The sequence below is a fragment of the Enterococcus sp. DIV0800 genome (genome assembly GCF_050559735.1).
GTDB lineage: Bacteria > Bacillota > Bacilli > Lactobacillales > Enterococcaceae > Enterococcus_A > Enterococcus_A devriesei.
Window position 1 is genome coordinate 47,472 of sequence record NZ_CP187899.1, and the last position, 23,138, is coordinate 70,609.

17 protein-coding genes and 1 other annotated feature (1 of these 18 only partly in view) are annotated in these 23,138 nt (G+C 41.6%); of the genes, 15 read left to right on the forward strand and 2 right to left on the reverse strand.

What is annotated here, in order from left to right; all coding sequences use genetic code 11:
- Positions 1-88, forward strand: a binding site (T-box leader) (it extends 153 nt beyond the left edge of the window).
- Positions 89-241: 153 nt separating this feature from the next.
- The 15 genes from IGI54_RS12210 to IGI54_RS12280 all read left to right on the forward strand — a co-directional run bounded on the left by IGI54_RS12210 (position 242) and on the right by IGI54_RS12280 (position 20,229).
- Positions 242-1,090 carry an SAM hydrolase/SAM-dependent halogenase family protein gene (locus IGI54_RS12210; RefSeq protein WP_430621773.1) on the forward strand — a complete coding sequence of 283 codons (849 nt, stop codon included), beginning with the start codon at positions 242-244 and terminating at the stop codon, positions 1,088-1,090.
- Between the two features lie 21 nt (positions 1,091-1,111).
- A complete protein-coding gene (locus IGI54_RS12215) occupies positions 1,112-1,663 on the forward strand; it encodes an ECF-type riboflavin transporter substrate-binding protein (protein WP_430621774.1) in 552 nt (183 codons plus the stop codon).
- 18 nt (positions 1,664-1,681) lie between these two features.
- Positions 1,682-3,370 carry an ABC transporter ATP-binding protein gene (locus IGI54_RS12220; RefSeq protein ID WP_430621775.1) on the forward strand — a complete coding sequence of 563 codons (1,689 nt, stop codon included), beginning with the start codon at positions 1,682-1,684 and terminating at the stop codon, positions 3,368-3,370.
- Positions 3,357-4,190 carry an energy-coupling factor transporter transmembrane component T family protein gene (locus tag IGI54_RS12225; protein WP_430621776.1) on the forward strand — a complete coding sequence of 278 codons (834 nt, stop codon included), beginning with the start codon at positions 3,357-3,359 and terminating at the stop codon, positions 4,188-4,190. Before IGI54_RS12220 ends, IGI54_RS12225 begins: the two co-directional genes overlap by 14 nt.
- Positions 4,191-4,539: 349 nt before the next feature.
- On the forward strand, positions 4,540-5,049 hold the full coding sequence (locus tag IGI54_RS12230; protein ID WP_430621777.1) for a cell division protein: 510 nt from the start codon (positions 4,540-4,542) through the stop codon (positions 5,047-5,049).
- Positions 5,046-6,353: a glycosyltransferase family 2 protein gene (locus tag IGI54_RS12235; protein WP_430621778.1), complete on the forward strand. Its 1,308-nt coding sequence runs from the start codon at positions 5,046-5,048 to the stop codon at positions 6,351-6,353. The genes IGI54_RS12230 and IGI54_RS12235 overlap by 4 nt, the downstream gene beginning before the upstream one ends.
- 203 nt (positions 6,354-6,556) lie before the next feature.
- On the forward strand, positions 6,557-8,923 hold the full coding sequence (locus tag IGI54_RS12240; RefSeq protein WP_430621779.1) for a hypothetical protein: 2,367 nt from the start codon (positions 6,557-6,559) through the stop codon (positions 8,921-8,923).
- Positions 8,924-9,141: 218 nt separating this feature from the next.
- The gene (locus IGI54_RS12245; RefSeq protein WP_216430269.1) at positions 9,142-10,011 is read left to right on the forward strand and encodes a helix-turn-helix transcriptional regulator; all 870 of its coding nucleotides are present in this window, start codon (positions 9,142-9,144) and stop codon (positions 10,009-10,011) included.
- Between the two features lie 14 nt (positions 10,012-10,025).
- Entirely contained in the window at positions 10,026-11,408 is a 1,383-nt protein-coding gene (locus tag IGI54_RS12250; RefSeq protein ID WP_430621780.1) for an MFS transporter, read from the forward strand.
- Between the two features lie 131 nt (positions 11,409-11,539).
- Positions 11,540-12,619: a GntR family transcriptional regulator gene (locus IGI54_RS12255; RefSeq protein ID WP_430621781.1), complete on the forward strand. Its 1,080-nt coding sequence runs from the start codon at positions 11,540-11,542 to the stop codon at positions 12,617-12,619.
- 273 nt (positions 12,620-12,892) lie between these two features.
- On the forward strand, positions 12,893-14,485 hold the full coding sequence (locus IGI54_RS12260) for a xylulokinase (RefSeq protein ID WP_430621984.1): 1,593 nt from the start codon (positions 12,893-12,895) through the stop codon (positions 14,483-14,485).
- Positions 14,486-14,500: 15 nt separating this feature from the next.
- Positions 14,501-15,199, forward strand: coding sequence for an L-ribulose-5-phosphate 4-epimerase (locus IGI54_RS12265; RefSeq protein ID WP_430621782.1), 699 nt, complete (start codon positions 14,501-14,503; stop codon positions 15,197-15,199).
- 40 nt (positions 15,200-15,239) lie between these two features.
- A complete protein-coding gene (araA, locus tag IGI54_RS12270; protein WP_430621783.1) occupies positions 15,240-16,664 on the forward strand; it encodes an L-arabinose isomerase in 1,425 nt (474 codons plus the stop codon).
- Positions 16,665-16,773: 109 nt separating this feature from the next.
- Positions 16,774-19,158 (forward strand): phosphoketolase family protein, encoded by a 2,385-nt coding sequence (locus IGI54_RS12275; protein ID WP_430621784.1) that lies wholly within the window; start codon positions 16,774-16,776, stop codon positions 19,156-19,158.
- 24 nt (positions 19,159-19,182) lie between these two features.
- A complete protein-coding gene (locus tag IGI54_RS12280; RefSeq protein ID WP_430621785.1) occupies positions 19,183-20,229 on the forward strand; it encodes an aldose epimerase family protein in 1,047 nt (348 codons plus the stop codon).
- Between the two features lie 54 nt (positions 20,230-20,283).
- Here IGI54_RS12280 and IGI54_RS12285 read toward each other — a convergent pair whose 3' ends face one another.
- Positions 20,284-21,645 carry a glycoside-pentoside-hexuronide (GPH):cation symporter gene (locus tag IGI54_RS12285; protein ID WP_430621786.1) on the reverse strand — a complete coding sequence of 454 codons (1,362 nt, stop codon included), beginning with the start codon at positions 21,643-21,645 and terminating at the stop codon, positions 20,284-20,286.
- A gap of 363 nt (positions 21,646-22,008) precedes the next feature.
- Positions 22,009-22,965 (reverse strand): helix-turn-helix domain-containing protein, encoded by a 957-nt coding sequence (locus IGI54_RS12290; protein WP_430621787.1) that lies wholly within the window; start codon positions 22,963-22,965, stop codon positions 22,009-22,011.
- Positions 22,966-23,138 lie beyond the last annotated feature (173 nt).

Genomic DNA, 23,138 nt, shown 5'->3' on the forward strand with positions numbered 1-23,138 from the left:
ACAGTCTCCGATGTTTGGGTACTGATAAAGGTAGAGTCTGTGAAGGCTGTACGATTAAAGGTGGTAACGCATGTTAAATGCCCTTAGCAATTTTTTGCTGAGGGCATTTTTTTGTTCTCTTTGTCTCTTTTTCAAAGAAGATTCATTCATAAAGATTATGGCTCGTTTATTAAATGAGGGGATGTTAATCCGATTCAATATTCGATTCCATGAAGGAAAAATAATGAAGGGTGGAAGAGTTATGGCAAATTTTTTAGTACTGCAAACGGATTTTGGCTTACAAGATGGGGCGGTCAATGCCATGTATGGGGTGGCTTATCAAGTCGAGCCCAACTTGACGATCAATAATCTAACTCATGAAATTGAGCCTTATAATATCCATGATGCGAGTTATCGGCTGTTGCAGGCGGTTAGTTATTGGCCAGCAGGTTCGGTTTTTGTGTCAGTAGTAGATCCGGGCGTGGGCTCGACTCGCCGTAGTGTGGTAGCGGAGCTTAAAGGCGGTCAATATGTGATCACACCGGATAACGGGACATTAACTTACCTAGCTCAGTATGTAGGCATCAAAGAGCTGCGTCAGATTGATGAAGAGAGTCAACGATTACCGGGATCTTCTGAGAGTCACACCTTTCATGGCCGGGATGTTTATGTATATAATGGAGCACGTTTGGCCAGTGGAAAGGTCGCTTTTACCGAGTTAGGTGAGATTATTTCTCTAACGGATTTTGTAACTTTCCCATTGACTGCTCCACAACAAGATGAGCAAAAGATTACCGGTACCATCGATATTACCGATATTCGTTTTGGTTCGCTTTGGACAAACATTCCATTGGAGTTTTTCAAAACATGGCAAGTAGACTATGGGCAGAACTTATTAGTAAAAATATATTTCAAAGATGTATTGCGTTATCAAGACGAAGTGGTGTTTGGTCGTTCCTTTGCCCAAGTAGCACCAAAAGAAGCGGTGCTTTATATTAACTCTGTGCTGAATGTCGGACTGGGTATCAATCTTGATTCCTTTTCAGGGGTATATAAAATTGGGACTGGTAATGAGTGGACGATTGAATTGACAAAAGTTGAAAATAATTAATAATTCTAAGGAGGAAAACAAATGAATAGTAAATTTACAGTAAAGCATATTGTAGCAATTGGAATCGGGGCGGCTGTTTTTTTCATCTTGAAGCGCTTTGTGACGATACCGACGGGCATTCCTAATACGGATATCGCGACGGCTTATCCTTTCTTAGCGTTACTTGGTGTTGTTTATGGACCTATTGTGGCGGGGTTAGCGGGCTTTATCGGACACGCGTTAGGAGATTTGACGACTTATGGGGCTTGGTGGTCGTGGATCGTTGCTTCTGGTTTTCTAGGTGTCTTCTTCGGTTTATTGACGAAACGAATTCCAATCAATGAAGGAATTTTTGGTAAAAAAGAAATGATTACTTTTATTGTAGGAGAAACGATCGCGAACTTAGTTACGTGGGTCGTGATTGCTCCAGTTGGTGATATTTTGATCTATGCGGAGGCACCAAGCAAAGTCTTTACGCAAGGAGTCGTAGCCGGTGTGACAAATGCGATTGTTACAGGAATCATCGGTATCATTTTACTCAAGGCTTACGCCCAAACTAAAACGAAAAAAGGCAGTCTGAATAAAGAAAGATAGTGTGAGGACAGTGGAAAAATGATCGAGTTTCGTGATTTTACATTTCAATATGATAGTCAGGCCGAACCGACCTTAAAGCAGATCAATTTGACGATCAAACAAGGAGAAAAGATTCTGCTGATGGGTAGCAGTGGTTCTGGTAAGTCAACTCTAGGAAAATGTCTAAATGGAATCATCCCACAAAATGAAAAAGGCACCTTTAGCGGTTCACTGACAATTAATGGTAAGAACTTCAGTGAGTCATCCATTTATGATCTTTCGTTAGATGTTGGAACGGTACTGCAAGACACCGACAGTCAATTTGTTGGCTTGACGGTAGCAGAGGATATCGCCTTTTCATTGGAAAATGAAATGATTGAGCAGACGGCGATGCAAAAGGCGGTGGACTATTGGGCCCAAAAAACGGATTTGATGACACATTTAAGAAAGCGGCCGCAAGATTTATCTGGTGGGCAAAAGCAAAGGGTAACGATGGCTGGTGTCTTGATTGATGAGACGCCGATTCTACTTTTTGATGAACCGCTGGCTAATCTCGATCCGCAAACTGGTTACGAAGCGATCCAAATGATCCATCAGCTTTATCAAACCCAGCAATTTACCACGGTTATTATTGAGCATCGTTTAGAAGAGGTTTTGGCGGCGCCCATCGACCGCGTCATTTTACTTGATGAGGGTCAGATTATTGCGGACTTAACACCAACCGAATTATTGCGGAGTGATCTATTAGCCAAGCATGGCATTCGCGAACCGCTCTATATCACGGCGTTGAAACGAGCAGGCATCCCCTTAACTAATTTCGCCGATTTAACCGATGTGGACCAGTTGGTTTCTCCAGAAATCGCGGCAGCATTGGCACATACGCACAGTCAATTTCAACAAATACCGTCGCAGCAAGCTCCGTTACTGAGCTTACGGAATATTACTTTTGGTTTTGGAACTGAACCGGTCATTAAAGGTGTCGACCTAACGCTGTATCAAGGTGAGATGGTCAGTTTAGTTGGACATAACGGAGCAGGTAAATCTACTTTGTCTAATTTGATTACGGGCTTTTATTCTCTACAAGAGGGTCAATTGTTGTGGCAAGGTCAAGCACTAACGGACGAAAGTATCAAAGAGCGAGCTGATAAAATAGGGTATGTATTGCAAAACAGCAATCAAATGCTCTCTAAAAATATGATCTACGAAGAAGTAGCTTTAGGCTTAGTCAATCGCGGGGCAGTTCCTGAAGTGATTGAGGAAAAAGTTATAGAAACTTTGAAAGTTTGTGGACTGTATGAATTCCGCAATTGGCCAATCTCGGCATTGAGCCACGGTCAAAAACGGCGAGTAGCGATTGCGGCAATTTTAGTTTTAGAACCACAATTATTAATACTAGATGAACCAACCGCTGGACAAGATTATTATCATTATAATGAGATGATGACCTTCTTACGGCAATTAAATCAGCAGGGCATCACGATTTTAATGATTACTCATGATATGCATCTGATGTTAGAGCATACTCAGCGAACCATCGTATTAAAAGACGGTCAAATCATTGCCGACGAAGCACCAACAAGTGTGCTTTCATCGTCGGAACTGGTGACTTCCGCTAGTTTAAGAGAAACAAGTCTATATCGATTAGCGAAAAAGAATCAGATCGCGGATGCTACCGGCTATGTGTCCGCCTTTATCCAGCATGAGGAGGATTCTCATGGAAGCAAATAATGTAATTGGCTATCTGCCTAAAAAAACACCGATTCATCAGCTTAGCGGACTCACCAAAATGCTTAGCTTCTTAATGATTTCAATCGTCGGAATGATTTCATATGACACACGTTTTCTGATTGCTCTGGCGGTTTTTTCCGCGATTATTTTTAGAATCGCCAAAATTTCCTATCGTGAGATTTCTTTTGTCTTAAAATTTATTGCGTTCTTCTCTGTATTGAATTTGCTGACGGTTTATCTTTTTGCACCGGAATACGGCGTGACGATCTATGGGTCTCGCCATGTAATTTTTGAGGGGATCGGTCGTTATACGTTAACGCAAGAACAATTGTTTTATGAACTGAATCTCTTAATCAAGTATTTTGTGACCATTCCGCCAGGTTTGATTTTTATTTTGACCACCAATCCCAGTGAATTGGCGTCAAGCATTCATCGAGTGGGCGGGTCATACAAGATAGCTTATGCTTTTTCGTTGGCGTTGCGTTACATTCCTGATATCCAAGAAGATTTTCGAACGATTTCTAAAGCACAACAAGCACGTGGAAACGAACTGTCAAAAAAAGCGGCTCTGTCCAAACGGATACGAGGAAATCTGACGATTGCGATTCCCTTGATCTTTTCAAGTTTGGAACGAATCGAGACCATTTCCTCGGCGATGGAATTGCGACGCTTCGGCAAGAAAAAGGGTCGGACGTGGCTGCTGGCTAAGCCACTGAAAAGAAATGATTATCTTGCTCTGTTGTTGGTGATTGTCTTATGTTTGATTGGAATTTATTTATTGCGGATCAACGATGGACGCTTCTATAATCCCTTTCGTTAAAGGCTACAACGAAGAATAAAATAAATTATAGCTGCTGAACTAGTTGGTTGTTTGGCGGCTTTTTTGATTGAGAAAAGTGACTTTAGGAGAATAAATAGGCAATGACAAAAACTCGGTTTCGTAAACTATGACTCTACTGATCGTATTCAAGCTAAAAATACTACCAAAGTGTGAATTGAATGAAACCAAGGGAATCAGGAATAATGGTCACGGCTTGTTCATAATTGTGTACATAAAATGAAATTATCGTTATGATAAAGTAAAGAAACTGTTTCACAGAAGGTCTATTCGTACCTTTTTAGGTAATTTTTTAGTATTCTGAAATATGAAGGGTAGGAGCGTGAGTGAAATGAAAAAAATGATTCAACGTAAGGATGTCTCCAAGTTGTTAGTCTCGGATGACTATTTTTCAGAAAAGCATTATCTTCTCAAAATTCGACAGACTTTAGTAGCTATCATTGGCTGGATGGGTGTAATTCTCCCTTTCGTATGGCTTTCGATCCCTTTTGTCTTTCCTAAATTCGCTGAAGAATATTCCTTCCGTACTTATGTAGAAGGATTCCAGACATTTCGATTTTTACTAATCTTTTTAACGATTAGTTTTGTCTTTATCCTGATTTTCTATATCTGTATGACCATTTGGAACAATTATCGCTTCAGCCATTTTTTGCAAAAAGAACCCTTGTTTAACGAAAAGAGAATGGAAAAGCGGAAGAAGCTCATTAATGAAGCTTATAATGAACGATTTTGCTCAGAAGAAATTCGGCACAACGTCAAATTTTACTCCGTTTCCGAAGAACAGAACTTGGACAAAGAATTTTTTCGCGAAATATATAAAGATAATGAGGTGCCGTTATGATCCATTTTATCAACAGTGGCAATCCCATATTCGATACAATCTTTACAATTATGTTCCTAATCTTGATCGCTTATCCGATCTTAGGGGGCTTTGGCTGGTTTATCGGTGAGTTATGCTATGCACTGATTTTTAACCATCGTCAGAAGGAGTGGATCGAGATCCCAGAAGAGATCGAACCCTTTATCACGATTATGGTTCCCGCTCACAATGAAGAAATCGTGATTGAAAAGACGATCGATTATTTAATGAATCAGCTGAATTACACGAATTATGAAGTATTGGTGACTGACGATGGTTCCACGGATGAGACACCAGCAATTTTGCACCGTTTATCCGATCAATATGAAAACTTGCGAGTCGTCCGTATTGAAAAAAATAAGGGCAAAGCCCATGCCTTTGATATCGGCGTAGCCTTCGCGAAGGGGGAATTGATCCTCAGTAACGATGCGGACACCGTTCCCGAACCTGATGCTTTGAACTATTACGTGAATTTCTTTATTCGAAAGGATGCACGAAATATTTCGGCGGTCACTGCCAATATGGACGTACAAAATCGAACCAAGCTGATCGCAAAGTCTCAGACGGTGGAGTTTTCCAGTATCGTAGGCATCATCAAACGGACCCAAATGGGCGTACTTGGTGGAATTTATGCCTACAGCGGCGCCAATACGATGTATCGAAAAGACGCTTTGATCGATGTGGGAATGTTTCGTCAAGACCGAGCAACAGAAGATATTAGTATTGCTTGGGACCACCAGTTGGATGGGTGGGCCTCGCTATTCGCGCCCCGAATCATGTTCTTTATGGAAGTCCCGGAAAATTTGAAAATGTTGTACCGTCAAAGAAAACGCTGGGCAAAAGGTGGAACAGAGGTCTGGCTGACCAATTTCAAAAAGGTTTTTTTACACCCGTTTCAAAATATTGGGCGGACTGTCATGTTTATCGATCAGACCTTCAGTATCATTTGGTCCTTCTTTTTCTGGATTTCTTCCATTTTGTTCGCCGGAGCGCTTATTCGATTTCTAATTGAGGGAAATTATGAACGGATCTACCACATGATCACTTTATCATTCTTGTTTGTTTGTTTTGAAATGATTTCCGGTACATTTCAGCTAGTGGCCTCATTAATCGCTGACGACCGAGCCAGAAAACTCAAATACATCTTGTTCGCACCATTATACATGCTGTTTTATTGGATGCTGAATGCTTTGACGATTGTCACAACCTTTATTCCTGCGGTGAAGACGATCTTAGGATTTGGCAGTGGAACATGGAAAAGTCCGGAGCGACAAAAACGAGATTAGGTTAACTAATTAAGTAAAAATATGAACATGATTCAAACCCTTCTCTTAAAAAAATTGAGGAGGGTTTATTTTTTTTCTTCATTTTTAGTTTTTTGAATAACTTTCGATTGTGTGAAATATCTTAACTTTAGGTTGAAATCGCAAATAGTTATCGCTTTCATGAGGTGATATCTTTAGGGCATAGAAGAAAGAGGAGGAAAAATATGCTGGAAAATCAACAATTTCAATTGAGTGTCGCAGAAGATGGTCATCTGTCGCAATTGTTTTTTAAGAATGATCCGTATGGTATGAATTGGGTGATAGAGGAGGAATACTTAAATAAAGTAGGCTATAATGATATTGAAAAGTTGTTCGGACAATTTGATTTAGTCGTTAATGGTACTAAGTTTTTGAGTACACAAACGAAACCTGAAATCACGGAAATACATGATCAGATCAAGGTTCGCTATTCCTTTGATAATGTAAGCGTGAACATCATATACAGATTGAAAGAGCAGCTAAATTGGGAAATCGAGTTGAGCAATGAATCAGATCAAACCCTTCAGATTGATGATTTCGGTGTTTGGGCAGCGTTAAGCTATATTATGTTTCGCGACAAAAATGTTTTGCGGAATATCCATGATTCGGCGGCGGTATTTTCATCTATTTCAACGGATTACACGAAACTAAACGCTGTACGTCGGGATAATCTAGGCGGGAACTTGGGGATTTATCAAACCAAAGGGCAGACATTATCGATTGGGACTTATTGTGCTTATGAAAATCTATTTTTTGAGAACGTGTCTCCTTCATTAGATGGTTTGCTATTTCATAAATTGATTTTGGCAAATGGCTATCCAAGCAATTTTGAAAATCGTGATTGGATTTATTCCAAGAAAACCTTTGAGCTTCCGGCAAAGGAAACCAGAGCCTGGCACTATACCTTAGCACGTAACGAAAATCAGGCAGATTTTTATCAAAAAGCGTTGCAATTCAATCATCCGAAAATAGACTATACGCCCTTAAATATTTTAGGCAAGCCTGCACGAATCACTGTTCAGTTGCCAAATCATTTGGCGATCGAGCAAGTGTTGATTCAAGTAAAAGACAATCAAGTAAATTCATATGTAGCAGATTTTCAAGTTGATGCGGCTGGAAAAACGATTATTCACTTCAAACCGGAAGTTTTGGGCGAGCATAAAGTAATCATTTCCTTTACTAACGGGACGGAAGATTTTGTGGTGATGAATGTGATGAACGACCTCACCACAGTGATCGAAGAGCGGGCAGATTACATCTGTGAGACTCTTTATAATGGCGCGACAGGTGCTACGCCTTATGCCTTTGAGCCAGTATCTAATCAAGGGGAATCACTAGGAAAGCTAAATTTAGTCTTGAAAAAGAATCTACTAGGGAAGCTTGATCCAGAGCAGGTGCGAAAAGTTGAAGAAAGTGCCGTTCATTATGTGAAAGCGAAGTGGTTCATTGACGGAGATTTTTTAAAACCGCGGAAATTATATGGCGATTTTTATCGCTGTATGGATTTTGAATACATTGGGCATTTATTCTATTTGCTTTCGGAATTTGAAGCTGGAGTACTGCAACTGTATTCAGCAGAAACCTATTTGACTTGGGCAGCGGATGTCTTTGATTTACGAGTGAACCCGGCGCTACATGAAGATGAACGGGGAAAAGAAGAAGCTCAGATGTTAGGCGTCTACTTTTTATACATCCAAGAACTGTTACAAAAGCTGAAGGCTCATGGATTGATGGAAAAATATGAAACGATTCGCGGCTTGTGGAATCAAGTAACGCAACGGGTAGACAGTGAAACATTCAGCTATAAAGCGGCCATTACCGAGCATTTTTATGACAATGCCGGCTTTGGACCGACTGCCGGAGCTTTAAGTGAATCAGGATTAACCGATAGCGCTGAAAAATATGGGGAATTGTTATTGGCTAATATTGGCTATTCCAATGATTTTCGTGGACAGAACGCTGATCGCTGGTGGGAAGCCTTGACTTATATGATTCATTCTCTGTGGGGTGGCGTAACTGCGGCGGCTACCTTCAAAGTTTTTGAAGCGTTACAAGATCCAGCTTATTTGGAGGCCAGCTATCGTGCAACTGCTGGAATCTTGTATTGCTATGACACCCATTCGTCGACTACTTTACCGTTAGAAAAAGGGATGGCTGCCTCTACGTATGCGGTAGCTGGACCACATTTAAATCGGCCGGATCTTTCCAGAGAACGTTTCGGACAAGCGACTTTCTGGCGCGATGGCGGAATTTTTAGTCGCCTGTTTGAAAATGATAGTCAAACACCCGATTGGGACATGGGAGAAGAATTAGTTGCTTACATGGAAAGTTTTGGGCAAAAAACCTTTATCATCAAAGAATCAGCGACGATTCGAGTAATTAATGGCAGCTTTGAAGAATCTGAAGAAGGCTATACGATCTTTAGTTTTGCGCCATTCAATCAAGCGTATTATTTAATTGATGGAAAACAGACCAAAGTAGTCGAAACGAATGAGTTGACACTGCAACTAAGGAAAGACGCCTTATTCCCATTAGAATCGGCTAGTGTCTAACAGGAAACACTCAGCTGATCGCATAGGTAACGAAAATAAATATCCATAAAATGAAAGAGGATGCCAGTTCTACTTTGTAAACTTGCTATGTTAGTAGTTATATAGCGAGTTTAAATCAGATTAAGAAAAGTAGCGTTTAGTAGAATGGTATACGGAACGAAGATAAGCATTTATTTGTAAAAATAAATATCCATAAAAATGAGAGAGGAGCCATGTTGATGTCAGGAGAGATTATTTCTATTTCTATTCCGCCGTTTCCGGATTTTATCGAAGGCAATTACCGTGTGTTTCAAACGGGACAAAATCATCCAAATCGGAAAGCTTTGGGCTATTTTGATTTGATTGTGGTAAAAAAAGGGTGTCTTTTTTTAGCGGAAGATGATGAACACTACGAAGTAAAGGAAAACGAAATGATTATTCTACTTCCTGACAAACATCACTACTCTTGGCGTCCGGTGGTGGAGGAGACGGGGTTCTACTGGCTCCATTTTTATACTACAGCGCAATGGAAACAAAGCACGCGGCCCAGTCGGTTTATCTCCGATTTGCCGATACCGGAATTGCACTATCATCAGCGTTCCTATACCTTGCATTTGCAAAAGCAGGCGACCATTAAGGAGCCGCAGATTTTATTTGAGCTGATTCAGACAATTTTAGACAGTACGATCACAGAATCAGGTGATCATGATATTTGGCAGACAGAAGAGCTCTTTCTACGTTTTTTAAAATTTATCGAAAACCAAGGGATTCATCGGGATCGCTTGACGGTTTTGGCAGAGCAGATTCAATTGTTTCTTGAAAATAATTTCGAAAAACCGATCACAAATCAATTATTGGAGGAACATTTTCATCTTCACAGTAATTATATTTCGATGGCGATGAAAAAGACCTTCGGAAAAACCCCATTAGAAGTGTTAGGTGATATTCGAATGGAACGGGCAAAGCAATACTTATTGCGTTCAGATTTGGATATTCAGGAAATCTCCACGATGGTGGGCTTTAACTCCGATGTTTATTTTTCAAATCGTTTTAAAAAACTAGAAGGGCTCTCTCCACAACATTATCGCAAAAAGTATAAAGACCATTAAAAGGAGAGAACTAAATGGACCATACAAACGTAAACGATGTGACGACCACTAGCAAAAAAGGCTTAAATTTAACCAATCGCTTAGCCTATGCTGGAACCGATGCCGCCGGAAACTTGCTTTATTGTACGTTGACTAGTTTTATCAACTTCTTTCACACTGATGTTTTCGGTCTTTCAATCGGTACGGCAGCCACAATCGCTTTGACCGTCCGAATCATTAATACGATCACGGTTCCTTTATGGGGACTTGCGATCGACAAGACCAAATCAAAATATGGTAAAGCCCGCCCGTGGTTCGCCCGCTTGGCAATTCCCTTTGGTGTCTTCATGGCATTGACATTCCTGACACCGGGATTGACTGGTTCTGCTAAAGTCGCCTATGCGGTTTTTACCTATTTAACAACTAGTATTTTATATACCGGAATTTCGACACCAATCACAGCAATTTTGCCAAACTTAAGCAATGATTCAATGGAGCGGACAAAGCTTAACTCATTTCGGATGATTGGTGGAAATGTGGGCTACTTTATTACAGCTACCTTCACATTGACTTTGGTTTCCATCTTAGGCAGTGGAAACCGCCAAAGAGGCTTTTTCTTAACGGTCGCTATTTACGCAGTGGTTTCGATTGCGATGTTTTTCTATGCCTTTAAAAATACCAAAGAAGTTAATTCTGAAGGCGCCGGAGAAAGCTTACCTGTACGAGAAAGCTTCAAGGCACTAAAAGGAAACTGGCCTTGGGTAATTATTGTCTTAGGTAGCGTCTGCTATTGGTTAGGCAATTCTACAAGGACTTCTTCACTAATTTATTATGCTCGTTACAATTTAGGAAATGAAAACTATGTTTCGGTCTTGAACGGTTTAGTTTTGACACAGATGATCGGTGTGATCTGCATTCCTTTCTTAGTCAAAAAGTTTTCCAAAACCCAAACCATGATGATCGGCTTGTGTACTGCTGCAGTTGGTCAAGTGATGCTGGGAATCGCAGGAAATAACTTTTCACTAGTCGCTGCGATGTGGGTCGTTACCAGTATTGGAACCGGGATTGCGGTCTCAATGCCATTTGCGATGCTGTCTGATACAGTGGATTATGGTGAATATAAAACCGGGATTCGCGCTAGCGGCTTCTTGACCGCAGTAGGAAGTGCCGTAGGCTTGCAAGTGGGAACCGGTTTTGGCGATTTCATTCCGTTGAAATTGATGCAGCACTTTGGTTATGTAGCGAATCAGACACAAACCGATTCCGCGTTGAGCGCGATTAAATTTGGCTTTTCCTATTTGCCAGCGATCTTTTTCGTAATCGGAGCTATAGTTATGATCAGCTATTTCAAATTTGAAAAGAACGAGCAAAAGGTGATTCATGAGTTAGAAGTAAGACGTCAGCAAAATGCAATTTAATAGTGCAAGAGGGTAGGTGAAAGAATCCTATTCTCTTTTTTTGATTGGAGGCTGTTCTTTGTTCTGAGAGATATGCTACAATAAGGTTAAAATTGTTCGGACAAATTATGAGCGAGAAAGGTCGATTTTTTATGAACCAATCAAAATATCAGATTATCGCGGATGAAATCCGCTCAAAAATAATTTCCGGAGAATATCCGGAAGATACGACGATCCCACCCGAGTTGAAGCTGCAAAAGGATTATGAAGTCAGCAGACACACAATTCGGCAAGCTATCGCGCTATTAGTCAACGAAGGCTTTTTGCGAAAAGAAAAAGGCTCGGGGACTTATGTCGATACAAAATACAAACAAGAAGGCAACAATCATTCGAATCATAAAACGATTGGAGTTATCACGACTTACTTGTCAGATTATATTTTCCCATCAATTATTCGCGGTATCGAAAGTACCCTTAGAGAAAAAGGGTACTCCCTCTTATTAGCCAGCACGAATAATGACTACCAGCAAGAGCGCGAATGCATCGAAAAGATGATCAGTCAAGGAGTTCAAGGCTTAATCGTTGAGCCGACGAAAAGCAACCAGTACAATCCAAACTTGGCGCTATACGTGAATCTGAAGGAGCAGGGGATTCCATTAGTCATGATCAATGCGGTGTATGAAGAAATTAGCGCACCATATATTTGTGTAGACGATACAGAAAGCGGCTTTATGGCGACGAAGCTCTTGATTAAAAATAAACATAAAAATTTGATGCTGATCACCAAAATTGATGATTTACAAGGAAAATATCGGATGAAAGGTTTCATTAAAGCCTGTGAAAATTCCGGTATTCAATTCACTTCAGATGATATTTTGACTTATACGACTGAAACTCGAAAACAAATCAATCAAACAGCTTTACACCATTTAGAAAAAAATCCGGCGATTACCGGGATCGTGTGTTATAACGACCAAGTCGCCAGCAATTTGGCGGATCAATTAGTTAAAGCGGGGATTAAGATCCCAGAGGATATTTCCATCGTCGGCAATGACAACTCCGCCTTAAGCAAAGTCGGCAGCGTGAAGTTAACCACGTTGAACCACCCTAAGGAGCAACTAGGTAAAGACTCTGCTGAATGGATCGTTAAAGCAATTGAAGAAGGTCAGGAACAGGAAAATATTCTTTACCAACCGACACTAATTGAGCGTGATTCAGTAAAATCCCTATAAAAAAGAATAGATAGTTAGAGACTCGTTTGAATAAACAAACGAGTCTTTTTGTCATTTTTTCTAATCGCGTTGCAGCGTGATTAGAAAATCATTTGATCGTATCTTTATTTGATTCTCGAAAAATTGTCTTTGATTAGATTCGATAAATATAGAAAATAACCGCTTAATTTGTACGAACAAAAATAAATAAACGTATTGACATGTACGTACATAAATTGTAAAATGACATTGTTAATAAAGACGAAGGAGGAGGTTCCCATTAAGACAGAAGAAATGATTGCAAAAACGAAACTGGACATTATGGATGGACATACGGCCTTAGGGATCGAATTTGGTTCTACGCGAATCAAAGCAGTCCTGATTGGCTCTGGAATGACACCGATTGCAGCTGGCAGTTTCGAATGGGAAAACAAGTTGGAAGAGGGTATTTGGACCTATTCACTAGAAGATATTTGGAAGGGCTTACGTGTTAGCTACCGCAAGATGGCAACTGAGGTTTTCGAGGAATATGGTGAGAATTTAACGACGATCGGGTCCATCGGTTTTAGTGCGATGATGCATGGTTATATGGCTTTTGATCAGCAAGATGAGTTATTGGTTCCTTTCCGAACGTGGAGAAATTCGATTACCGAAGAAGCTGAAAAAGAATTGACCGCAGCCTTCCAATACAATATTCCACAGCGTTGGAGTATCGCTCACTTGTATCAAGCGATTTTGAATCAAGAAGAGCATGTCAATCAGGTTCAATTTTTCACTACGTTAGCTGGCTATATTCATTGGCAGTTGACCGGACAAAAGGTCTTAGGTGTCGGTGATGCGTCAGGCATGTTCCCAATTGATATTGAAACGAAAAACTACGATCAGCAAATGATTACGACCTTTGCGGAACTAGCTAAAAAGAAAGGCTTCACGCAAAACTTAAATACGTTGCTACCTAAAGTTTTAGTCGCTGGTGAAGCTGCTGGAACGTTGACACAAGAAGGCGCGTATTTGCTAGATCCAACGGGAACGTTGCAGGCAGGTATTCCGCTTTGTCCGCCTGAAGGCGATGCAGGGACCGGGATGGTAGCCACCAACAGTATCCGGCAAAAAACTGGAAATGTTTCGGCTGGGACATCCGCTTTTGCCATGATCGTCTTAGAAGAAAAAATGAAGGCAGTCCACCCGGAAATTGATTTGGTGACTACACCGCTGGGCGACTTAGTAGCGATGGTTCACACCAATAATTGTTCTTCAGAGATCAATGCTTGGGTCAGCTTGTTTAAAGAGTTTTCAGAAACTTTGGGGTTAGATGTCAGTAGCGAAAAGCTTTACAATACGTTGTTTGAAAAGGCGTTAGAGGCTGATCCTGATTGTGGTGGGATGCTTTCTTATGGGTACTATTCTGGGGAAAATATCACTGGTATGAATGAAGGACGACCATTATTTGTCCGGACACCAGAAAGCAAGTTTAATTTAGCTAACTTTATGCGGCTACATTTGTCTAGTGCTTTTGGGGCAATGCGAATCGGGATGGAAATCCTGAAAGGCGAAGAGATCAAAATTGACAAATTAGTCGGACATGGCGGGATTTTTAAAACGCCAGAAGTTGGTCAGCGTGTCTTAGCCGCGGCGATGGAAGCGCCAGTGACCGTGATGGAAACAGCTGGCGAAGGCGGAGCGTGGGGCATTGCCTTGTTAGCGGCCTTTGCGGCAAATGATGCAGGAATGTCATTAGAAGATTTCCTAGATAAAAAAGTTTTCGCAGGCAGTGAAGGACAAACGATTGACCCTAGTCAAGAGGATTTGACCGGTTATGCTCAATTTATCACCCGTTATCAAAAAGGTCTTCCGATTGAGCAGGCAGCGATTGATGGATTGAAATAAAGGAGCGATTCTTACATGTTAGAACAATTGAAAGAAGAAGTATTCCAAGCGAACTTGGAATTACCGAAACAGGGCTTGATTAAATACACTTGGGGAAATGTTAGTGCCCTTGATCCAGAAACGGGCTATTTTGTCATTAAGCCAAGCGGTGTCAGCTATGAAGAAATGCAAGCGTCGGATATGGTCGTGGTGGACTTGGATAACAAGGTTATCGAGGGAGAGATGAATCCTTCATCGGATACACCGACTCACGCCGTTTTGTACAAAGCGTTTCCTGAAATCGGTGGCATTTGTCATACTCATTCAACATGGGCAACTATTTGGGCGCAGGCAGGACTTGATCTGCCAGCGATGGGCACGACTCATGCGGATACTTTTTACGGAACAGTTCCTTGCGCGCGCTTTTTAACTCAAAAGGAAATTGATGATGGTTATGAGCACGAAACAGGAAATGTCATTATCGAGACCTTTAAAGAAAGAGAGTTAGGGATTATGGAAGTGCCTGGCGTATTGCTGCATGGACATGGACCTTTTACTTGGGGCAAGGATGCGAAAAGTGCGGTCATGAATGCCGTCGTGTTAGATGAAGTGGCGAAGATGAATTTGTTTGCTCGTCAGTTAAACAGCTTTGCGGAGGAATTGCCACAACGTATTTTAGATAAGCATTATTTAAGAAAACATGGAAAAAATGCCTATTATGGGCAAGAAAAATAATAGAGTTTCTCAAACTTAAAACGGATAAGGAGCGAGTAAGATGTTAGAAATTAGTAAAAAAGAATTTTGGTTTGTCGTAGGTTCACAGCATTTATATGGAGAAGAAGCCTTAAAAAATGTACGAGAAGATGCTGAAGCGATTGTTAAAGGCCTAAATGACAGCGGCAAAATGCGCTATCCGATCGTGTTAAAAGAATTAGCAGTGACTGCTGACACGATCACCAATACTATGAAAGAAGTTAACTATCGCGATGAAGTAGCAGGAGTAATCACTTGGATGCACACTTTCTCACCAGCAAAAATGTGGATTCGCGGTACGAAGTTATTGCAAAAACCTTTGTTACACTTAGCCACTCAATTTAACGAAAGTATTCCTTGGGAAACGATTGATATGGATTTTATGAACTTAAACCAATCAGCTCATGGAGATCGTGAATATGGTTTTATCAACGCTCGCTTGAAAAAAGAAAATCAAATCGTAGTAGGTTACTGGCAAACCGAAAGTGTTCAAAAACAAATTGCTGACTGGATGGACGTGGCGGTTGCATTTAACGAAAGCTTTAATATCAAAGTTGCACGTTTCGGCGATAATATGCGAAATGTTGCCGTAACTGAAGGAGACAAAGTTGAAGCACAAATCCAATTTGGTTGGGTCGTTGATTATTTCGGCATCGGTGATTTAGTTCAATACGTAGATGCGGTAAAAGACGAGGAAGTTGACGCATTATTTGCTGAATACAAAGAATCGTATGACTTTGATTATGGCGATTATGATCACGAAACGTGGGAAGCGCACGTGAAAGTCCAAGCTAAACAAGAAATTGGAATCCGTCGTTTCTTAGAAGCAGGAAATTACAACGCCTTCACTTCAAATTTTGAAGACTTATACGGTATGCAACAACTGCCGGGATTAGCAGTTCAACGTTTAATGGCGGAAGGTTATGGCTTTGCTGGGGAAGGTGACTGGAAAACAGCGGCCTTAGACCGCCTAATGAAAGTCATGGCTCACAATCAAAACACTGGCTTCATGGAAGACTACACCTATGAATTAGCGGCTGGTAAGGAAGCTATTTTACAATCCCATATGATGGAGGTTGATCCAACTTTAGCGGTCAACAAACCAAAAATCGTGGTTTCACCGCTATCAATGGGTGATCGTGAAGACCCAGCACGTTTGGTCTTTGATGGTAAAGCTGGCGATGGTGTCGTCGTATCAATGGCAGACTTTGGGACTCACTATAAATTATTAATCAACGAAGTCGAAGCTTTTGAACCTACAGAAGAAGCACCAAACTTGCCAGTTGCACGCGTTCTTTGGAAAGTCAAACCGAACTTCCATGATGGTGTAGGTGCTTGGATTCGCACAGGCGGTGGGCATCATACGGTGGTATCATTGAACCTGACAACAGAACAAATCATTACGTGGGCAAAACTTGTTGATTTGGAATTTGTAACAATCAAGTAAAAGAATATTGGTTTGGAGCGATCCAAACCAATTTTTCTTAAGTTGATAAAGGTAAAAAGAACTGTTAACAAGAGCTTGGCTCTTAAAATAAAAAATGAGGAGTTTTAAAATGATAACCAAATTTGATTCAAAGGATTACTTAGCTAAAGTCGACGCTTGGTGGCGGGCAGCCAACTATATCTCAGTTGCGCAAATGTATTTGAAGGATAATCCACTATTAAGAAAGCCGCTTGAAAAAGAAGACGTGAAGACACATCCAATCGGGCACTGGGGAACCATCGCGGGACAAAATTTTTTATATGCTCACTTGAATCGGGTCATTAATAAGTATGACTTAAATATGTTTTATATTGAAGGGCCGGGGCATGGCGGTCAGGTAATGGTTTCAAATTCCTATATAGACGGCAGCTATACAGAGATTTATCCTGAGATCACTGAAGATGAATCGGGACTTAAACAATTATGCAAAATGTTCTCATTCCCAGGTGGAATCGCTTCTCACGCGGCACCAGAAACCCCCGGTTCGATTCATGAAGGCGGAGAATTAGGCTATGCTTTGTCACACGCGACAGGAGCGATCTTAGATAATCCCGAAGTCATCGCGGCGACAGTGGTCGGCGATGGTGAAGCGGAAACCGGACCTTTAGCTGGCGGCTGGTTCTCAAATGTGTTTATTAATCCGGTGAATGATGGAGCGGTTTTACCAATCGTATATTTAAACGGTGGTAAAATTTCAAACCCAACGATTCTATCACGTAAAAGTGATGAAGAGTTGAAAAAATATTTTGAAGGTCTAGGCTGGAAGCCCTACTTTGTAGAAGGCAACGATCCAGAAAAAGTTCATCCGATCATGTCGGAAACCCTTGATGCAGTCGTTGAAGAAATTAAAGCAATCCAAACAGAAGCGCGCAAGGGCAAAGCTGAAGATGCTGAAATGCCTCATTGGCCAGTGATTCTTTATCGTACACCAAAAGGCTGGACCGGTCCGCAAACTTGGGATGGTGAACAACTTGAAGGAACCTTCCGGGCTCACCAAGTACCAATCCCCGTTGGCTCTGAGGATATGGAGCATGCGGATAAGTTAGCGGAATGGTTGAAATCTTACCGTCCAGAAGAATTATTCGATGAAAACGGCAAAATCATTGAAGAATTAAAAGCAATCTCGCCAAAAGGGGATCGCCGGATGTCAACCAATCCAATCACCAACGGCGGGATCGATCCTAAGCCAATGAAGATGCCAAATTGGAAACAATATGCTATCGACACAACGACACCAGGGGCAGTAATGGCACAAGACATGATCGTTTTTGGTCAACAAGCCCGCGATATGATTACAGAAAACCCGACCAACTTCCGGATTTTTGGACCAGATGAAACCAAATCAAATCGTCTGAATAAAGTCTTTGAAGTAACGGATCGCCAATGGATGGAACCGAAAAACAGTACGGATGAATGGCAATCTTCGGTTGGGCGTGTGATTGATGGTCAATTATCAGAACACCAAGCAGAAGGCTTCTTAGAAGGTTATGTGTTGACTGGGCGCCACGGCTTCTTCGCCAGCTACGAATCATTCTTGCGGGTCGTGGATTCAATGCTGACACAACACTTCAAATGGATGCGTAAAGCCAGCGCTCATGCTTGGCATAAGGAATATCCAGCTTTGAACTTGATCGCGACCTCAACGGTTTTCCAACAAGACCATAATGGGTATACGCACCAAGATCCAGGCGTGTTGACCCATTTAGCGGAGAAAAAGCCAGAATTTATTCGGGAATATTTACCGGCGGATGCCAACAGTTTGATGGCGGTTATGGACAAAGCGATGCAAGACAAGCAAGTTATCAATTTGATCGTCTCAAGTAAGCACCCGCGCCCGCAGTTTTATTCAGCGGATGAAGCTGAAGAGCTCGTTGAAAAAGGCTTGAAAGTCATTGATTGGGCCAGCACCGATAATAGTACGGAGCCAGACTTAGTGATTGCGGCGGCAGGAACGGAGCCCAATTTAGAAGCATTAGCGGCTGTATCTATCTTAAATAGACAATTCCCTGATTTGAAGATTCGCTTTGTCAACGTAGTAGATATTTTAAAATTGCGTCATCCAGAGATTGATCCACGGGGACTGACTGATGCAGAATTTGACGCGATCTTTACGGCTGACAAACCAATCGTCTTTGCTTTCCACGGCTATGAAGGCATGGTTCGCGATATCTTCTTCAAACGTCACAACCATAACTTGATGATCCACGGCTACCGTGAAAATGGCGATATCACAACCCCATTTGATATGCGGGTCTTTAGCGAATTGGATCGCTTCCATTTAGCACAAGAAGCGGCGCTTGCGGTTTATGACGAACAAGCTGCTGAGTTCGCAGAAGAAATGGATCAAACGTTAGCGAAGCACCATGATTTTATTCGGACAGAAGGGCGCGATATTCCTGAAGTAGAGAACTGGAAATGGACAGAATTGCAACGGAAAGTTTGCCGGTTCAGTTAAGCTTCTGAAAGTTGAGGGAATCACATGAACAAAAGAGAATTTGGCATACTGCCAAATGGTCGGAAAGCCTATCTTTTTGATTTTGAAAACGAACAAGGCCTGAAAATGACAGTCAGCAATCTGGGCGCGACATTAATCAATCTCTGGGTGCCAGACAAAAATAATCAGCTGCAAGATGTTGTTTTAGGATACGATCAGCTTCAGCAGTATTTAAACAATACAAAGACTTTTTTTGGTGCAAGTATTTTACGCAATGCGAATCGAGTTGCGGGTGCGTCCTTTGAATTAGCCGGACAAGTTTATCAGTTAAACCAAAACGAAGGCGAAAACAACCTTCATAGCGGACCGGCTGGTTTTCAGCTGCGTCTGTGGGACGTCCAAGAAATCGATGAAAAAGCGAATAGAATTACGTTCCGATTGATGAGTCCAGCAGGTGATCAAGGGTTCCCTGGAGCCCTTGATTGCCAAACGACTTATCAATTAAAGTCAGATGGCACGGTAAGTATCGCCTATTCTGGTTTGTCTGATGCTACAACAATATTCAATCCGACGAATCACAGCTACTTTAATCTTAACGGTCATGCCAGCGGAACGATTGTAAATCATTCGTTGCAGATGAAGGCGGCGAAATATACACCGGTGAAAGATCGTCATTCGATTCCAACTGGGGATTACGTGAGTGTCACTGATACTCCTTTTGATTTTACGAAAGCTAAGACGATTGCCACGGATATCGAAGCAGCAGACGAACAGCTTCACTTTACTGGCGGCTATGATCATAATTTTGTTTTAGCCAAACCGATTGGAGCATTCGAAAAAATCGGGAGATTGGTTGGCGATATCAGTGGTATTTCAATGGAAGTCGCGACGAACTTGCCGGGAATCCAATTCTATTCTGGGAACTTTGTGGAAAATGAATTAGGGAAAGCCGGCGTTCGCTATCAGGCTAGAGCGGGACTATGCTTGGAAACACAATATTTTCCTAATGCAATCAACGAGACGCACTTTGATTCACCTGTGTTAAGAGCGGGGGAACAGGCTCGTTATCAAACTGATTTCAAATTTTCATAGAAAAAAGAACTGGCAAGTCTGAATCACAGACTTACCGGTTCTTTTTAGGTTGTGCTAATTTGCTTGCTCTCGTGTGGCCACTAGGTCCGCACGAATTTGCTCTTCTTGTTTTTCATATTTATAGTAACGGAACATGGGTAAAGCAGATAGGATAAACAAGATCGCTGGTAAGCCTAAGAAAACGAATTGGATACCAGCCAGTGCTTGGCTAGATTGTACGTGATTGGCGACATAGTCCGTTCTTGCCATAATAATAGAAAGAAAATAACTGCCTAAGCCCGCGCCGACTTTAATACAAAAGGAGCTGCCCATCGCGGATAGGAAGCCGCTAGAACGAATCCCGCTTTTCCATTCGCCAAAGTCGACGGCATCAGAAAGCATTGCAAAGGGCATTGAGCAAGCGATCCCTGAACCAATACAAGCGATCGCCCAAGAAATAATTAGAAAGACCATCGACGAACCGGCGAAAAATAGCAAGAGCTGACCAAGTACAGCCAAGCCTAAACCAAACAGCATCGTACCGGTTTTCTTTAAGCGTTTAGAGATCAATGGGATCGACATCATACCCGCGACTTGGATGATCGAGATTCCATTGATTAATGGGACAAGCTCCTTGCTGCCTAGATTGTATTCAAAATAATACAGCAGGGCAGAGGTTCTAACGGTTAAGGCCATCCAGAAAGCTAGATTTGCTAATACTAATAAGACCCATGGCCAGTTCCCTTTAACCGCTTTCAAACTATCTTTGAAGGGAATACTAACCGCTTTTTTCGTATTGATTTCTTCTAAATTAAAGAAGGCGAAGAATAATAGCGCAACAGCGATGATCCCGAAAAAGCCCACCATCAAACTAAAGCCTTTTTGATCATTGCCACCGCCAAACAAAGCAACTAACGGTAACGCGAAGGTGACGGCCGCAAAGTTGCCGACATTTCCGCCTACCATGCGGAAGGTATTCAGATGAATTCGTTCGTCAGGGTTATTCGTTAGATTTGGTAAGATCGCTGTGATCGGTGTTGCGATCCCGCTGTAAATGGTTCCCGCCACGACATATGTGATGCCGGCGTAAACGACTTTGGCAGTCCCAGACAAATTAGGGGTGGAAAAGGCTAGGAAAGTCGCGACGGCGAAAGGAATCGCCAGCCATAAAAACCACGGCCGACTTTGTCCGTACTTACTTTTCGTGTGGTCAACGATCGAACCCCAAAATGGCGCGTCGAATGAGTCCACGATCCTTGCGATTAACAATAATAGCCCCGCTGCTCCAACACTCAATCCATAAACATCGGTATAAAAATAAAGAATATAGCTGCTGATAATACAAAACAACAAGTTTCCAGCGCCATCTGTACTGGCGTAGGCTAGTTTTTTCACCAAAGGGTTGCTCTTTTTAGAGGTTGCCACGATTTCTTTCATTTCACTTACTCCTTTTTTAGATGCTCAAGCTCGCGAACATTCCACTAGTGTGGTTCAGCACTGAAGGTTATCTGCAGTTTTTTTCAGCCCAGTTGGGAAAGCTTGAATGGACATCCGGTTTGTGTTCATAGATATCTATGTTTGTATTGTAAGTGGTTACAATAAAGAAAAAAACGGTTAAAAACGTAGTAAAAGTGTCCATTTCCGTCTTTTAGAGAAAAGGGTAAAAAAAGAGGGTGGGAAAGAAGTGTTCGGCTTATTTTCGAAGAAGCTACTTCTGTCACACCGTTTATATGGGAATAGGAGCTGAGACAAATGAATGTCCCAGCTCCCTCTATTCGTGAATATCTGGCGTTCCTAAGATCATGGCCTCTTGTTTGGCTTTGGCTGTAATAGTTTTTCGACGCTTTGGGGGATCGGCAGTTTTGGATCAATATAGGGATTATTTTGATGTGTCCCGGAGTAAGCTTTACGATAGCGGCTAGGTGTGAGTCCCGTTCGCTTCTTAAACATTCGCGTAAAGTATTTTTCATCGACGTAATAGGCCAGCTCAGAAATGACTTTAATCGGCAAAGTTGTTTGAATCAAGAGGACTTTTGCGACTGATATTTTTAAATTAATCAGATAATCCCGCAAGTTCTGGCCAAATTCTTTTTTGAATTGCCGTGAAAGGTAATCCTGTGAGACTTCAAAATGGTCTGAGATTTCTTGGATCGTCAGCTCCGCACTCATATTGGCCCGAATCCAATCAGCGATTTGCTGAATTTTCGAATCGTGCTCTTCAGAATGAGTGGTCGAGGTCAAATATTGATTGCACAATTCAATCAGAATGGCTTGAGTCAGCGTATCGGCCATTTTACTGCTGTAATAATGACTGTTGGTAACATTCAAGAGTTGATTGATTAAAACGATAAAAAAGTTTGGTTCTTTAATAGCAAAGAGACGAGGCAGGAGGCATAGACTGCTGTCGTTCATTTCTTCGTGTTGCACAAAGGCCTTTTTCAATGCTTTTAGTTGGGCAGATTCGGGATCAATCGTCTGCCACTTTCCATAAAAATGTAGCCAATAAAAACGGACAGGAGAGGTAGAAAGCTGTGCGCCTTCAATCAGTGTTTCCGGAGGAAGGATGAGGCAATCGTTACATTTCAAATGGATAGGTTGACCGTCGATTAGCAGGGATAATTGATTTTCCAAACAAAAAATAATCTCAAAGTCTTCATCGTGGAACATCTTTTTGTGCTTCCAGCCAGCCTCAGCAGAGAACTCACCGGACTTGTAATAGAGAATCGGCTGTTTCAGATCAATTGCTAATACCGTCATATTCTCCTCCTCCATTTCTTAAAAAGCCTGGTTCTTCTCTTAATTATAACGAAAAAAACGGTCAATATTCGTATTTTTCGTCTAAGTCTACTTTTTTTACGGAAATCTCCAATAAAAGAAAGTTATACCGATAAAATCCACTTTTTCTACTGAAGTATACGCTTACAAAACGG

Bases quoted from the DNA above. Each gene is read 5' to 3' on its own strand.
- IGI54_RS12215 (WP_430621774.1), top strand. From the start codon at position 1,112: ATGAATAGTAAATTTACAGTAAAGCATATTGTAGCAATTGGAATCGGG.
- IGI54_RS12230 (WP_430621777.1), top strand. From the start codon at position 4,540: ATGAAAAAAATGATTCAACGTAAGGATGTCTCCAAGTTGTTAGTCTCG.
- IGI54_RS12255 (WP_430621781.1), top strand. From the start codon at position 11,540: ATGAACCAATCAAAATATCAGATTATCGCGGATGAAATCCGCTCAAAA.
- IGI54_RS12245 (WP_216430269.1), top strand. From the start codon at position 9,142: ATGTCAGGAGAGATTATTTCTATTTCTATTCCGCCGTTTCCGGATTTT.
- IGI54_RS12290 (WP_430621787.1), bottom strand. From the start codon at position 22,965: ATGACGGTATTAGCAATTGATCTGAAACAGCCGATTCTCTATTACAAG.
- IGI54_RS12235 (WP_430621778.1), top strand. From the start codon at position 5,046: ATGATCCATTTTATCAACAGTGGCAATCCCATATTCGATACAATCTTT.
- IGI54_RS12280 (WP_430621785.1), top strand. From the start codon at position 19,183: ATGAACAAAAGAGAATTTGGCATACTGCCAAATGGTCGGAAAGCCTAT.
- IGI54_RS12260 (WP_430621984.1), top strand. From the start codon at position 12,893: ATGATTGCAAAAACGAAACTGGACATTATGGATGGACATACGGCCTTA.
- IGI54_RS12220 (WP_430621775.1), top strand. From the start codon at position 1,682: ATGATCGAGTTTCGTGATTTTACATTTCAATATGATAGTCAGGCCGAA.
- IGI54_RS12225 (WP_430621776.1), top strand. From the start codon at position 3,357: ATGGAAGCAAATAATGTAATTGGCTATCTGCCTAAAAAAACACCGATT.
- araA (WP_430621783.1), top strand. From the start codon at position 15,240: ATGTTAGAAATTAGTAAAAAAGAATTTTGGTTTGTCGTAGGTTCACAG.
- IGI54_RS12285 (WP_430621786.1), bottom strand. From the start codon at position 21,645: ATGAAAGAAATCGTGGCAACCTCTAAAAAGAGCAACCCTTTGGTGAAA.
- IGI54_RS12210 (WP_430621773.1), top strand. From the start codon at position 242: ATGGCAAATTTTTTAGTACTGCAAACGGATTTTGGCTTACAAGATGGG.
- IGI54_RS12275 (WP_430621784.1), top strand. From the start codon at position 16,774: ATGATAACCAAATTTGATTCAAAGGATTACTTAGCTAAAGTCGACGCT.
- IGI54_RS12250 (WP_430621780.1), top strand. From the start codon at position 10,026: ATGGACCATACAAACGTAAACGATGTGACGACCACTAGCAAAAAAGGC.
- IGI54_RS12240 (WP_430621779.1), top strand. From the start codon at position 6,557: ATGCTGGAAAATCAACAATTTCAATTGAGTGTCGCAGAAGATGGTCAT.
- IGI54_RS12265 (WP_430621782.1), top strand. From the start codon at position 14,501: ATGTTAGAACAATTGAAAGAAGAAGTATTCCAAGCGAACTTGGAATTA.